We start from the raw sequence: 12,294 nt of genomic DNA on the forward strand, positions 1-12,294 counted from the left end.
ACGGCCACAAGGCCTTGATGCGACAGGCTTGCCGGCCCTCCGCCGGCATTGCGCCGCAGCATCCGCGGGCGCACGGTCGCCCTGCGCCGCGGGCTCAGACGATACCCAGCTCCAGCGCCTTGAGCACGGCGCGGGTGCGGTCGCGCACGCCCAGCTTGGAGAGGATGTTGGAAACGTGGTTCTTCACCGTGCCCTCGGCCACCTTCAGCGAGTTGGCGATCTCCTTGTTGGAGTAGCCGCCGGAGAGCAGGCGCAGGATCTCGGTCTCGCGCTCGGTCAGCGGGTCGGGCTGTTCCAGGCTGGTGAACTGGTTCTGCATGCGCCCCACCCCGGCCAGCAGGCGCTGGGTGACCATCGGCGCCACCAGGGAGCCGCCCGCGGCCACGGTGCGCACGGCCTCCACCAGTTGCTCCAGCGAGACGTCCTTGAGCAGGTAGCCGCGCGCGCCGGCCTTCAGGCCCTGCAGCACCAGTTGGTCGTCGTCGAAGGTGGTGAGGATGATGGTGGGCGGCAGCTCGTTGCGCGCGCCGAGCGCCTGCAGCACTTCCAGGCCGCTCATGTTCGGCATGCGCAGGTCGAGCAGCACCACGTCGGGCCTGATCCGCGGGATCTCCTGCACCGCCTGGGCGCCGTCGGCGCACTCGGCCACCACGCGGATGTCCTGGGCGAGGTCGAGCAGCGAGCGCACGCCCTGGCGCACCAGGTTCTGGTCGTCGACGAGACAGACGGAAATCATCGCGGATCCTCGAAGCGGTCGTCGTGCCGGCGCGGCGGCGCATGACGAAGGGAACAGGGCGGTGTCCGAACCGGAGCATTCTGGCACGCCGAAACCGTGCGGCGCGAATGGAAAACGCGCATCACGGCACACTCAACGCGGGCGGCTCGACGCGCGACGGCGCATGCGCGAGTTCTTGCTGCTCGCCCAGCGGCAGGCGGACGGTAAGCGCGAAGCCCTCGCCCGGTGCGGTTTCCAGCGTCAGGCTGCCGCCGAACTCGGCCAGCCGCTCGCGCATGCCGGACAGGCCGTTGCCCGCCTCCGGCTGCGCGGTGCCGCGACCGTCGTCGCGCGCATGCAGGCCCAGCAGGCTCGGCCCGGCGTAGGCGAAGGTCAGCCACAGGTTGCGCGCGCCGGCATGCTTGGCGGTGTTGGTGATGATCTCCTGCGCGCAGCGCAGCAGCACCTGCGCGCGGCGCGGGTCTTCCACGCTGAAACGCGGCGGCATCGACACCTGCACGTTCAGCCCCGGCACGCCCTCGGTGAGGCTGCGCAGCGCCTGGGTGAGGTCGATCGCGTCGTCCTGGCGCAGCTCGCTCACCGCCTCGCGCACATCGGCCAGCAGGTGCTTGGCAGTGGCCTGCGCCTTGCGCACGTGCGCCACGGCGTCCTCGTTGCAGACGTGGCTGGCCACTTCCAGGTTCAGGCTGAGCGCGGTGAGGTGGTGGCCGATCAGGTCGTGCAGCTCGCGCGCGATGCGCATGCGCTCGGCCAGCCGGCTGGATTCGGCCAGCAGCGCGCGGGTGGCGCGCAACTCGGAGTTGAGCCGGCGCAGCGCCTCGCGCTCGTCGGTCTGCTGGCTGGCCACCACCGAGGCGACAAAGGCCAGTGCGCAGATGCCCAGGTAGATGATGGTCTGCAGGAAGGCCAGTGCCAGCGAGGGAAATTCCGGAAAGCGCGAGAACACCGCCACCAGGCAGGCGTTCTGCAGCACCATGCACAGCACGCCCAGCCAGAACGGCAGCAGCCACGGCAGCACCATCGCCATCAGAGCCAGAAACATCGCGGTGAGACCGCTGTGGCTGTACCAGCCGATCGCCAGCGACGCCAGCGTCATCACCATCAGGCCAAGCAGGCGCAGCCCGAGATGGCGCCGTGAACCGAGGTCGTAGGTCACCGCCCAGTACAGCACGCCGAACACCAGGTAGCAGATCGACCACAGCAGCAGCGCGAAATCCGAGCGATGCAGCAGGCTCAGGCGATCGGTCGCCCAGTGCGTGAGCAGGGGCGTGCCCACGCACAGGTAGGTGAACAATCCGGCGAAGCGCAGCAGCCGGACATGGCTGAAATTGACTTGGGACATACCGTGCATGATTGGACACGCGCCATGCCCATGCAATGCGCGGGAAGTCATCCATGACGAATGGCCCGTTGCGGCTTTACGGCGCTTTTACATACCGCGCCGCGAGGTGTGCCGCTGGCGGGCGCATGCCATAATGCGCGCTTGCCGCAAGCCCTCCGGCCCAGGCCCACTTCATCCCCTGCGGAGCAACGAATGGCCCTTGCCATCCGCGACGTCAGCGAGCACGACCTGGATGCCGTGCTGGCCCTCAACAACGCAGCCGGTCGATCCATCATCGCCCTCGACGCCGCTCAGTTGCGCTACTTCTTCGAGCGCGCCGACTACTTCCGCGTGGCGGAGATCGACGGCCACCTCGCCGGCTTCCTGATCGCGCTGCGCGAAGGCAGCGACTACCAGAGCCCGAACTACCGCTGGTTCGGCGAGCGCTACGCGCAGTTCGCGTACATCGACCGCATCGTGATCGCCAACGCCTACCGCCGCCACGGCCTCGGCCGCATCTTCTACTGCGACGTCACCAGCTACGCCGAAGTGCGCGTGCCACTGCTCGCCTGCGAGGTGTTCCTGGAGCCGCGCGACGACGTGGTGGTGCTGTTCCACGGCACCTACGGCTTCCAGGAAGTGGGCCAGCAGCGCATGGGGTCGAAGGGCCGCCAGGTGAGCCTGCTCGCCAAGGAACTGCCCAGCTACGCCTACGTGCGCGAAACCTGGCTGGCGCGCGGCGGCCTGCCCGACGTGCCCTGGCTGGCCGAGCGCCTGCACGACAAACCCGCGCCCAACCCGCGCCGAATCGCCGGGGAACGCGCCCAGTGAACGCAACCATGGAAACTTCCGACGCCTGCGACCTGCGCTTCGGCCAGGTCGGCATCGCCAACGTGCGCATCAAGCGCGTGGACGCCGCCGCGCTCTGCGAAGAGCTGGAGCGCCGCGTGCACAGCGCACCGCAGCTGTTCTCCCGCGCCGCAGTGGTGCTGGATCTCAGCCACCTGCTGAAACTGCCCGACGACGGCACCGTCGACGCGCTGCTGGAGGCCGTGCGCAGCGCCGGCATGCTGCCGGTGGGCCTGGCCTACGGCACCAGCGAGACCGAGGCGCTGGCCAAGCGCATGGGCCTGCCGCTGATCGCCAAGTTCCGCGCCGCCTACGAGCCTACCGGCGGCAACGCCGCCGCTCCCGCGCCGGCCGCAGCGCCCGCGCGCGAAGCCGCGCCCTCCTCGCCCGCGACCGAAGGCGCGGCCGGCACGCTGCACCACGATGGTGCCGTGCGCTCCGGCCAGCAGGTCTATGCGCGCGACCGCGACCTCGTGGTCGCCGGCACCGTGGCCAACGGCGCCGAGGTGATCGCCGACGGCGACATCCACGTCTACGGCGGCCTGCGCGGCCGCGCCATGGCCGGCGCGCAGGGCAACGCCGACGCACGGATCTTCGTGCACGACTTCCGCGCCGAGCTGGTGGCCATCGCCGGCCACTACCGCGTGTTCGAGCAGATTCCCAATGACCTCGAAGGCCAGTCCGTGCGATGCTGGCTGGAAGGGGAAAAACTGCTGCTGGCCAGGCTCTGACCCGCCGCAAACGCGACAATCACAACGACAATAAACGTTACCGGGAGATGGTTCCTTGACCGCTGAAATCATAGTTGTCACTTCGGGCAAGGGCGGCGTCGGCAAGACCACGACCAGCGCCTCGCTCGCCACCGGCCTCGCGATGGCCGGCAAGAAGGTCGCGGTGATCGACTTCGACGTCGGCCTGCGCAACCTCGACCTGATCATGGGTTGCGAGCGCCGCGTGGTGTACGACTTCGTCAACGTCGTGCACGGCGAGGCCACGCTCAAGCAGGCGCTGATCAAGGACAAGCGCCACGACAACCTCTACGTGCTGGCCGCCAGCCAGACCCGCGACAAGGACGCGCTCACCCAGGAAGGCGTGGAGAAGGTGCTCGAAGGCCTCTCCGAGGACGGCTTCGACTACGTGGTGTGCGACTCCCCCGCCGGCATCGAGAAGGGCGCGCACTTGGCGATGTACTTCGCCGACCACGCGGTGGTGGTGGTGAACCCGGAAGTCTCCTCGGTGCGCGATTCCGACCGCATCCTCGGCCTGCTCGCCAGCAAGACCCGCCGCGCCGAACGCGGCGGCGACGCGATCAAGCAGCACCTGCTGCTGACCCGCTACAGCCCGGCGCGCGTGGCCAACGGCGACATGCTTAGCGTGAAGGACGTCGAGGAGATCCTCGGCATCAACGTGGTGGGCGTGATCCCGGAGTCGGAACAGGTGCTGGCCGCCTCCAACTCCGGCGTGCCCGTGATCCTCGACGAAGCCTCCAACGCCGGCCAGGCCTACGGCGACACCGTGGCCCGCATCCTCGGCGAGGAGCGCGCGCTGCGCTTCCTCGAGGTGCCGAAGAAGGGCTTCCTGCAGCGCGTGTTCGGAGGCTGACAATGGGCATTCTCGACTTCCTGAAGCGCCGCCCCGAGCCCACCGCCGGCCTCGCCAAGGAGCGCCTGCGCATCATCGTGGCGCAAGAACGCTCCACCCGCGGCGGCCCCGATTACCTGGAGGCCATGCGCAGCGAACTGCTCGAAGTCATCAAGAAATACGTCCACGTCGACATCGACGCCATCAACATCAACGTCGAGCGCGACAGCGGACACGAGGTGCTGGAGCTCTCGGTGGCGCTGCCCGAAGGCAAGGCCGCGGCCAACCCCGCAACCTGATGCTCTACTCCCTCTCCCCTTTGGGGAGAGGGTTGGGGTGAGGGGCCACGCCAGCCTCACGCCTGCCGCCGCAGCAAGGTGTTTTGCTTCCAAAACCCACGAAGATCAGCCTTTCCGCCAGCCCTACCCCTCACCCCAACCCTCTCCCCGGAGGGGAGAGGGAGCGCAATGTCCAGCCCCGTACTACGCCTCGCCGACATCGACACCGCCAGCGTCGATTCCCTGCTCGCCCGCTACGGCCTCGCCCTGCACCGGGTGGCCGACGGCGCGCCGATTCCCGGCAGCTACTGGGGCGACGAGGAGGCCGGCATCATCGGCCACGACGTCCACGCGCGCGCCGACACGCCGGTGCACTCGCTGCTGCACGAGGCCTGCCACCTGATCGTGCTGCCGCCCGAGCGGCGCGCCGCCGTGCACACCGACGCCACCGATTCCATCGAGGAGGAAGACGCCACCTGCTACCTGCAGATCGTGCTGGCCGACGAGCTGCCGGGCGTGGGCCGCGCGCGCCTGATGGCGGACATGGACGCCTGGGGCTACAGCTTCCGGCTCGGCTCCACCCGCGCCTGGTTCGAGCAGGACGCGGAGAACGCGCGGCGCTGGCTGCTCGAACGCGGCCTGCTGCCCATCGGCTCCGCGCCGTAAACGCAGCGGCGCACGCTGCGCTACGCTTGTCCCGTTGCCGCATCGCCCGCACGCGATGCGATCCATCACGCCACGGGGAACCCTCACGATGACACCGCTCAGCCGGATCGCCTGCGCCATCGCCCTTGCCCTGCCGCTGGGCGGCACCGCGCTTGCCGCGCAGCCCACATCCACCGCTACCGCACCGGCGACGGCCGCCGACCAGGCCTTCACGCGACTGGCCGACCAGTACTTCGACAGCTACTACTTCCCCACCAACCCCAGCACCGCCACCGCCGACGGCTTCCATGCCTGGGACGGCAAGCTGGAGGACTACTCGCACGCCGGCGTGGACGCCAACGTCAAGGCGCTGAAGCAGTGGGAAGTGCGCGTGTCGGCCGTCGACCCGAAGACGCTGGGCGAATTCGTGCGCGGCGACCGCGAGCTGGTGCTCAACAACATCCGCAGCACCCTGCTCACGCTCGAAACCATCCGGCCGTGGCAGAAGAATCCCGACAACTATTCCAGCGGCATCGCCAGCAGCGCGTTCACCCTGATGGAGCGCAAGTTCGCCTCGCCCGAGACGCGGCTGCGCGCGCTGATCGCCCGCGAGAAGCAGATGCCCGCCGCGCTGGCCGACGCGCGCCAGAACCTCGACGACCCGCCGCTGGTCTACACCCAGATCGCGCTGGAGCAGTTGCCCGGCCTGGTGGATTTCTTCCAGCACGACGTGCCCTCGGCCTTCGCCGATGTCGCCGACGCGGATCTCAAGCAGCAGTTCGCCGCCAGCAACGGCGCGGTCGTCAAGGCGCTGCAGGACTACCAGGCGTGGCTGAAGACCGATCTGCTGCCGCGCTCGCACGGCGACTTCCGCCTCGGCGCGCAGGCCTACCGCGACAAGCTGAAGTACGACGAGATGGTCACCCTGCCGCTGGCCCAGCTCATCGCCATCGACACCGCGAACATGCGCGCGAACCAGCAGCAGTTCGCCAAGGTGGCGCACGAGCTCGACCCCGGCAAGACGCCCCGGCAGGTGCTGGCCGAACTGGCCGCCGACCATCCCGCGCCGGACAAATTGCTGGACGTGTTCCGCGACAGCCTCGGCAAGCTGGTCGACTTCATCCGGCAGAAGCACATCATCACCGTGCCCTCCGACGTGCGTCCCATCGTGGAGGAAACGCCGCCCTTCATGCGCGCCACCACCTTCGCCTCGATGGACACGCCCGGGCCCTACGAGACGGTGGCGAAGGAGGCCTACCTCAACGTCACCCTGCCCGACCCGTCGTGGGACAAGCAGCACACCGACGAATTCATGGCGCAGTTCAGCTACCCGGTGATCAACAGCGTGGCCACGCACGAGGCCTATCCCGGCCATTACGTGCAGTTCCTGTGGATGCACCACCTGAACGACCGCGTGCGCAAGCTGCTGGGTGCGAACACCAACGTGGAAGGCTGGGCGCACTACTGCGAGCAGATGATGCTGGACGAAGGTCTGGCGCAATACCTCTACCCGCACGACCGCCGCCAGCAACTGCTGCTGCGCCTCGGCCAGCTGCAGGATGCGCTGCTGCGCAACGCGCGCTTCATCGTCGGCATCAAGCTGCACACCGGCCAGATGACCATGGCGCAGGCGGTGGATTTCTTCGTGAAGGAGGGCTACCAGTCGCGCGCCGTGGGCGAGGTGGAAACCAAGCGCGGCACTTCCGACCCCACCTACCTCTACTACACGCTGGGCAAGCTGGAGATCCAGAAACTGCGCGCCGACGTGGAAAAGAAACAGGGCAAGGACTTCAACCTCGAACGCTTCCACGACGCCTTCATGCAGCAGGGCTTCGCGCCCATCGCCATCGTGCGCAAGGCGATGCTGGGGGACGACTCGCCGGTGTTGTGAGCCAGCGCGCCGTCCGCGCCAGGCAAGGCGCGGACGCACGGGCGACCTGACGTTTCGATGGCTGCGGCGCACGCCGCGACGGAGGACGACATGAGCACGCGCCGATTGATCGCACTGTTCGACGGCACCTGGAACAAGCCGGAATCGAACACCAACGTGGAACGCCTGCGCCGGCTGATCGCGCCGCATGACGTGGCCGGCGTCGAACAGCTCGTCGAATACATCCCCGGCGTGGGCGTGGCGCCCGGCATGACCCACCTGCTCGGTGGCGCGTTCGGCTACGGCCTGTCCGGCAACGTGAAGGACGGCTACCGCTGGCTGTGCCGCCAATGGCAGCCCGGCGACGAGATCTGGCTGTTCGGTTTCAGCCGCGGCGCCTACACCGCGCGCAGCCTGGGCGGACTGATCCGCAAATGCGGCCTGCTGCGCCGCGGCGCCGATGGCGGCGTCGACGAGAAGGCCATCGAGGCCGCCTACACCTTCTACCGCGACACCAAGGTCAAGCCCGGCGACGCCCCCGCCGTGGCCTGGCGCGCCGCGCGCTCAAGCGAAACGGACGTCCATTTCATCGGCGTGTGGGACACCGTGGGTTCGCTCGGCATACCCGACACCGCCGCGTGGTTCCCGTTCGCCCGCGCGCACTACGAATTCCACGACACCGACCTCAGCTACATCGTCAAGCACGCCTACCAGGCGCTGGCGCTGGACGAACACCGCGCCGACTTCGCGCCCACCAAGTGGACGCGCAACCCCGACATGCTCGCTCCCGGCGAACGGCCCACCGACAAGAAAGCCGAGCAGATCGAGGTGGAACAGCGCTGGTTCGTGGGCGCGCACGCCGACGTGGGCGGCGGCAACGACCATGACGGCGCCGGCCGCACGCCCGACCCGCTGCCCGACATCGCGCTGGCGTGGCTGCAGCGCAAGGCGATGGCCGCCGGCCTGGCCTGCACGGAACCCTTCACGCCCTCGCCCGATGCCGACCACGGCGTGCCGCGCGACTCCTACGGCGAGTTCATGGGCGGCATCTACAAGCTGTTCAAGCCGCCGTTCGACCGCGTGATCGGCGGCGGCGTCAACGAGACCATCGACGCATCGGTGTGGCGGCACGCCAGGCTGGCCGACTACCGCTCGCCTTCGCTGGAACAGGCCTTGCGCAACGATGTGATCGTGCCGCCACCGGGCGTCGCCTGAGCGCGATTGGTCATTTCCGCGCCGCATCCGCTACGATGCGGGCATGAGGGAGATGGCATGCCTCCCGTTCCCCCGCGGAACGAACCGCTCCAGTGCGCACGCACCGAAGCTGATGATGCCTGCACCACCGGATTCCGGCGGCGCAGGCGTGCCTGTCGTCGCGAACCCATCGCCACGCAGACAGGAGATGCCCAACGTGAGTTTTGCTGGATTCGTTGCCGTGGGCCTGGGCGGCATGCTGGGCTGCTGGCTGCGCTGGATACTCGGCATCCTGCTGAACCCGGTGTTCCCCACCCTGCCGCTGGGCACGCTGGCCGCCAACCTGATCGGCGGCATCGTGATGGGCCTGGTGATGGCCGTATTCAGCCACTACCCGGCGATACCGCACGCGGTGCAGCTGTTCGCCACCACCGGCTTCCTCGGCGGGCTGACCACCTTCTCCACCTTTTCCGCCGAGGCCAACACGCTGCTGCTGCGCCGGCAGTCGCTGTGGACGTTCATCCACGTGATCGCGCACCTGGCCGGCACGCTCAGCCTGACCATGCTCGGCATCGTCCTCGTCCGCATCGTGCTGCACTGACATGCCCATGCGAACCCCCTCGAACTACCGGAGCGCCAGACAGGAGGCCGCATCGTGAATTTCCCCGGATTCCTGGCCGTGGGCCTGGGCGGCCTGCTCGGATGCTGGCTGCGCTGGATCCTGGCCGTGCTGCTCAACCACACCTTCCCCAACCTGCCGCCCGGCACGCTCGCCGCCAACCTCATCGGCGGCCTGCTGATGGGCTGCCTGATGGGCGTGTTCGAACGCTTCCAGACCCTGCCGCCGGCGGTGCGCCTGTTCGCCGCCACCGGCTTCCTCGGCGGGCTGACCACCTTCTCCACCTTTTCCGCCGAAGCCAACACCCTGCTCCTGCACGGGCAGTACCTGTGGTTCGGCCTGCATGTGGCAGCCCACCTCTTCGGCACCCTGGCCCTCACCCTGCTCGGCATCTTCCTCATGCGAAGCATCCTGCGCCGCCCCGCCGGCGCCCACTGATTCGAAGGAAACGGACATGACCCAGGAAACCCTGATCGACGGCGTCTACCTGCGCTTCTACACGCACCTCCACGCGCGGCACGACGGCCTGCTGCTGTCCGAATGGCTGCTGGAACAGGCCAAGAAGCACAAGCTCGGCGGCGGCTCGGTGTTCCGCGCCATCGCCGGCTTCGGCCGCCACGGCGTGCTGCACCAGGAGGCCTTCTTCGAGCTGGCCGACGACCTGCCGGTGAAGGTGGAGTTCCTGCTGCGCGGGAGCGAGGCCGACGCCCTGCTCGACCTCGTGCGCCAGGCCGGCGTGGAACTGGTCTACGCCCGCGAGCCGGCCAGCATCGGCATCCTCGGCAAGGAGTGATCGGCATGAGCCAGGACTCGCTGCGACAACGTGCCGACGACCTGCTGCAACACGCCGGCATCCACCTCGACGGCAGCGCCCCCACCGACCTGCGCGTGCACGACGACCACCTCTACGCGCGCGTGTTCGCGCACGGCTCGCTGGGCCTGGGCGAGGCCTACATGGACGGCTGGTGGGACGCGGACGACCTACCCGGCCTCATGACGAAACTGCTCACCTCGCATCTGGATGAACACCTCAAGACGCTGGACACCCTGATCGCCCACCTCAAGGCGCGCTTCGTCAACCTGCAACGCGGCGAGCACAGCTTCGAGATCGGCAAGGCGCACTACGACCTCGGCAACGACCTGTTCGCCGCCATGCTGGGCCAGTGGCAGATGTACTCCTGCGGCTACTGGGCGCAGGCGGACAACCTCGACGCCGCGCAGGAAGCCAAGCTCGACCTGGTGTGCCGCAAGCTGCAACTCAAGCCCGGCCAGCGCGTGCTCGACATCGGCTGCGGCTGGGGCGTGGCGCTGAAATACGCGGCGGAGCGCCACGGCATCGAAGGCGTGGGCATCACCGTCTCGCAACAGCAGGCCGAGTTCGCCCGCGAGCTGTGCAAGGGCCTGCCCATCGAGATCCGCCTGCAGGACTACCACGAACTCGACGAACCGTTCGACGCCATCTATTCCATCGGCATGTTCGAACACGTGGGCGGCCGCAACTACCGCGCCTATTTCGAAACCGTGCGGCGCTGCCTGAAGGAAGACGGCCTTTCGCTGCTGCACTGCATCGGCAGCAACAACACGCCCGCGCGGCCCGACCCGTGGATCGAGAAATACATCTTCCCCAACTCCATGATCCCCGCCGCCAGCCAGGTCACGGCCGCGCTGGAAGGCATGTTCGTAGTCGAGGACTGGCACAACTTCGGCGCCGACTACGACCGCACGGTCACCGCCTGGCGCGCCAACTTCGACGCCGCCTGGCCGGAACTGTCGAAAACCTACGACGAACGCTTCCACCGCATGTGGCACTACTATCTCGCCGCCTCCGCCGCCGTGTTTCGCAGCCGGCGCGACCAGTTGTGGCAACTGGTGCTGAGCCCGAACGGCGTGCCGGGTGGGTTGCGCGTGCCGCGTTGAAGTCTGCGGCCCCGCAAGGTTCAGGGCAGCCTGGCGCATCCATTGGCGCACCATGAGCCACGCAATACCGAAGCGCGCGAATCCACCCGGTGGTAGGATCATTTCCCACCATCATCGAGGCTTCGGGCATGCCCGGCACGCGCAGTACCAAACTCAGCATCTCGCTGCCGCTTGAACAGGCACGGCAGGTTCAGGCGCTGGCCGACTCGGGCCAATATGCCAGCGTGAGCGCCGTCATCAGCGACAGCCTGCGTGCCCTCGAAGCCCGCAACGCAGCCGTGGAACGATGGCTGCGCGATGAAGTAGTGCCGAACTACCAGGCCTTGAAGGCCAACCCAAGCCGCGGCCTGTCCGTCGATCAAATGCAGGACGCCCTGATCAGGCATGGCAGGAAAAAGGCCTGAGCCTCAATGCCAAAGATCTACAGGGTCACGGTGGATGAAGCCGTCCAGGCAAAGCTGGCCCTCCAGTGGGACTACATCGCACGACATGCGGGCTCGTCGATCGCCGACCGTTACATCGCCAGCTTGCTGGATTACTTCCGTGATCTGGCCACCTTTCCCCAGCGCGGTCATCCGCGACCCGACATCCTCCCCGGCCTGCATGTGATCGGATTCGGTCATTCAGCGAATATCGCCATCGTGGTCGAACCAGACGACGTCTACGTGGTCGGCGTGTACTTCGGCGGCGAGGATTATGAAAGCACGCTGCACGAGCCGCACGCTCCGCTCTATGCCCTATGAAGCACGCGCCCGGATCCGGTTGCCGATGGCCAGCGACTCGGCCTTGTAGCCCTCACGCACCCGATGCCAGGACAGTCGCACTTGCTGATCGACCGACTCGACCGGCACGAAGCGCATGTTGCCTTAGCGCGCTGCGGTGTCGATCGCCTCGGCATCGGCCCGATTGTTCTTGGCCTTGTTGCCCTTGCGGAACGGCTTGACGAACTGCGCGGCGATGATCCGCGGCTGCAGCTTATACGCCAGGCAGCGCCGCGCCCAATCGTGCGCCTCGCTGCACGCCTCCATCGCCACCACCGTGCCGACCGGCTGCTGGGCCAGCCACAGACCGAACGGCTCACGCCGCAGATCCTGCCGCCGCAGCACATGACCGGTCGCGTCCATCTCGCACGCCGAAAACACGCTCTTCGCCAAATCCACGCCGATGGTTATAGTGCTCATGGAGACTTCCTCTTCGTAGTGACGGTTGTGTCGCAACACCATCATGGCCCTTGAGGCCGAAAGGAGGGGAAGTCTCTTTTTACTCATCCAAGCGGACGGCTTC

Annotated in this window: 15 protein-coding genes, 1 pseudogene and 1 riboswitch; of the genes and pseudogenes, 13 read left to right on the forward strand and 3 right to left on the reverse strand. The window is 67.8% G+C overall.

What is annotated here, in order from left to right:
• Window positions 1-94: 94 nt before the first annotated feature.
• The gene (locus tag ACZ5Z2_RS12630; RefSeq protein WP_464758939.1) at window positions 95-736 is read right to left on the reverse strand and encodes a response regulator; all 642 of its coding nucleotides are present in this window, start codon (window positions 734-736) and stop codon (window positions 95-97) included.
• 121 nt (window positions 737-857) lie between these two features.
• Window positions 858-2,078 carry a sensor histidine kinase gene (locus tag ACZ5Z2_RS12635; protein ID WP_464758940.1) on the reverse strand — a complete coding sequence of 407 codons (1,221 nt, stop codon included), beginning with the start codon at window positions 2,076-2,078 and terminating at the stop codon, window positions 858-860.
• Between the two features lie 192 nt (window positions 2,079-2,270).
• Here ACZ5Z2_RS12635 and ACZ5Z2_RS12640 point away from each other — a divergent pair, with 192 nt between their 5' ends.
• The 13 genes from ACZ5Z2_RS12640 (at window position 2,271) to ACZ5Z2_RS12700 (ending at window position 11,753) form a co-directional block, all read left to right on the forward strand.
• Entirely contained in the window at window positions 2,271-2,888 is a 618-nt protein-coding gene (locus tag ACZ5Z2_RS12640) for a GNAT family N-acetyltransferase (RefSeq protein WP_464758941.1), read from the forward strand.
• A complete protein-coding gene (minC, locus tag ACZ5Z2_RS12645) occupies window positions 2,885-3,637 on the forward strand; it encodes a septum site-determining protein MinC (RefSeq protein ID WP_464758942.1) in 753 nt (250 codons plus the stop codon). Before ACZ5Z2_RS12640 ends, minC begins: the two co-directional genes overlap by 4 nt.
• 55 nt (window positions 3,638-3,692) lie before the next feature.
• On the forward strand, window positions 3,693-4,508 hold the full coding sequence (gene minD / locus ACZ5Z2_RS12650) for a septum site-determining protein MinD (RefSeq protein WP_464758943.1): 816 nt from the start codon (window positions 3,693-3,695) through the stop codon (window positions 4,506-4,508).
• Between the two features lie 2 nt (window positions 4,509-4,510).
• Window positions 4,511-4,786 carry a cell division topological specificity factor MinE gene (minE, locus tag ACZ5Z2_RS12655; RefSeq protein WP_464758944.1) on the forward strand — a complete coding sequence of 92 codons (276 nt, stop codon included), beginning with the start codon at window positions 4,511-4,513 and terminating at the stop codon, window positions 4,784-4,786.
• Between the two features lie 168 nt (window positions 4,787-4,954).
• A complete protein-coding gene (locus ACZ5Z2_RS12660; protein ID WP_464758945.1) occupies window positions 4,955-5,431 on the forward strand; it encodes a hypothetical protein in 477 nt (158 codons plus the stop codon).
• Between the two features lie 88 nt (window positions 5,432-5,519).
• On the forward strand, window positions 5,520-7,301 hold the full coding sequence (locus tag ACZ5Z2_RS12665) for a DUF885 domain-containing protein (RefSeq protein ID WP_464758946.1): 1,782 nt from the start codon (window positions 5,520-5,522) through the stop codon (window positions 7,299-7,301).
• Window positions 7,302-7,391: 90 nt separating this feature from the next.
• Entirely contained in the window at window positions 7,392-8,495 is a 1,104-nt protein-coding gene (locus tag ACZ5Z2_RS12670) for a DUF2235 domain-containing protein (protein WP_464758947.1), read from the forward strand.
• A 39-nt stretch (window positions 8,496-8,534) separates the two neighbouring features.
• Window positions 8,535-8,624, forward strand: a riboswitch (Fluoride riboswitch).
• Window positions 8,625-8,682: 58 nt separating this feature from the next.
• Window positions 8,683-9,075: a fluoride efflux transporter CrcB gene (gene crcB / locus ACZ5Z2_RS12675; protein ID WP_464758948.1), complete on the forward strand. Its 393-nt coding sequence runs from the start codon at window positions 8,683-8,685 to the stop codon at window positions 9,073-9,075.
• A gap of 54 nt (window positions 9,076-9,129) precedes the next feature.
• On the forward strand, window positions 9,130-9,531 hold the full coding sequence (crcB, locus tag ACZ5Z2_RS12680; RefSeq protein ID WP_464758949.1) for a fluoride efflux transporter CrcB: 402 nt from the start codon (window positions 9,130-9,132) through the stop codon (window positions 9,529-9,531).
• A gap of 16 nt (window positions 9,532-9,547) precedes the next feature.
• Window positions 9,548-9,886, forward strand: a complete 339-nt coding sequence (locus ACZ5Z2_RS12685; protein ID WP_464758950.1) for a DUF190 domain-containing protein — start codon at window positions 9,548-9,550, stop codon at window positions 9,884-9,886.
• 5 nt (window positions 9,887-9,891) lie between these two features.
• Complete coding sequence (cfa, locus tag ACZ5Z2_RS12690; RefSeq protein WP_464758951.1) at window positions 9,892-11,010, forward strand: cyclopropane fatty acyl phospholipid synthase; 1,119 nt, start codon at window positions 9,892-9,894, stop codon at window positions 11,008-11,010.
• Between the two features lie 128 nt (window positions 11,011-11,138).
• Entirely contained in the window at window positions 11,139-11,414 is a 276-nt protein-coding gene (locus tag ACZ5Z2_RS12695; protein WP_464758952.1) for a ribbon-helix-helix domain-containing protein, read from the forward strand.
• Between the two features lie 6 nt (window positions 11,415-11,420).
• The gene (locus ACZ5Z2_RS12700; protein ID WP_464758953.1) at window positions 11,421-11,753 is read left to right on the forward strand and encodes a type II toxin-antitoxin system RelE/ParE family toxin; all 333 of its coding nucleotides are present in this window, start codon (window positions 11,421-11,423) and stop codon (window positions 11,751-11,753) included.
• Between the two features lie 9 nt (window positions 11,754-11,762).
• Here ACZ5Z2_RS12700 and ACZ5Z2_RS12705 read toward each other — a convergent pair.
• Window positions 11,763-12,191, reverse strand: a pseudogene (locus ACZ5Z2_RS12705) (IS110 family transposase); the annotation flags it as partial.
• Window positions 12,192-12,294: the final 103 nt, after the last annotated feature.

The organism is Rhodanobacter sp. G1, assembly GCF_055397855.1.

Excerpts from the sequence above, each read along its gene's own strand:
- ACZ5Z2_RS12670 (WP_464758947.1), top strand. The coding sequence starts at position 7,392 with ATGAGCACGCGCCGATTGATCGCACTGTTCGACGGCACCTGGAACAAG.
- ACZ5Z2_RS12630 (WP_464758939.1), bottom strand. The coding sequence starts at position 736 with ATGATTTCCGTCTGTCTCGTCGACGACCAGAACCTGGTGCGCCAGGGC.
- ACZ5Z2_RS12695 (WP_464758952.1), top strand. The coding sequence starts at position 11,139 with ATGCCCGGCACGCGCAGTACCAAACTCAGCATCTCGCTGCCGCTTGAA.
- cfa (WP_464758951.1), top strand. The coding sequence starts at position 9,892 with ATGAGCCAGGACTCGCTGCGACAACGTGCCGACGACCTGCTGCAACAC.
- ACZ5Z2_RS12635 (WP_464758940.1), bottom strand. The coding sequence starts at position 2,078 with ATGTCCCAAGTCAATTTCAGCCATGTCCGGCTGCTGCGCTTCGCCGGA.
- ACZ5Z2_RS12660 (WP_464758945.1), top strand. The coding sequence starts at position 4,955 with ATGTCCAGCCCCGTACTACGCCTCGCCGACATCGACACCGCCAGCGTC.
- crcB (WP_464758948.1), top strand. The coding sequence starts at position 8,683 with ATGCCCAACGTGAGTTTTGCTGGATTCGTTGCCGTGGGCCTGGGCGGC.
- minE (WP_464758944.1), top strand. The coding sequence starts at position 4,511 with ATGGGCATTCTCGACTTCCTGAAGCGCCGCCCCGAGCCCACCGCCGGC.
- ACZ5Z2_RS12640 (WP_464758941.1), top strand. The coding sequence starts at position 2,271 with ATGGCCCTTGCCATCCGCGACGTCAGCGAGCACGACCTGGATGCCGTG.
- ACZ5Z2_RS12700 (WP_464758953.1), top strand. The coding sequence starts at position 11,421 with ATGCCAAAGATCTACAGGGTCACGGTGGATGAAGCCGTCCAGGCAAAG.
- ACZ5Z2_RS12685 (WP_464758950.1), top strand. The coding sequence starts at position 9,548 with ATGACCCAGGAAACCCTGATCGACGGCGTCTACCTGCGCTTCTACACG.
- ACZ5Z2_RS12665 (WP_464758946.1), top strand. The coding sequence starts at position 5,520 with ATGACACCGCTCAGCCGGATCGCCTGCGCCATCGCCCTTGCCCTGCCG.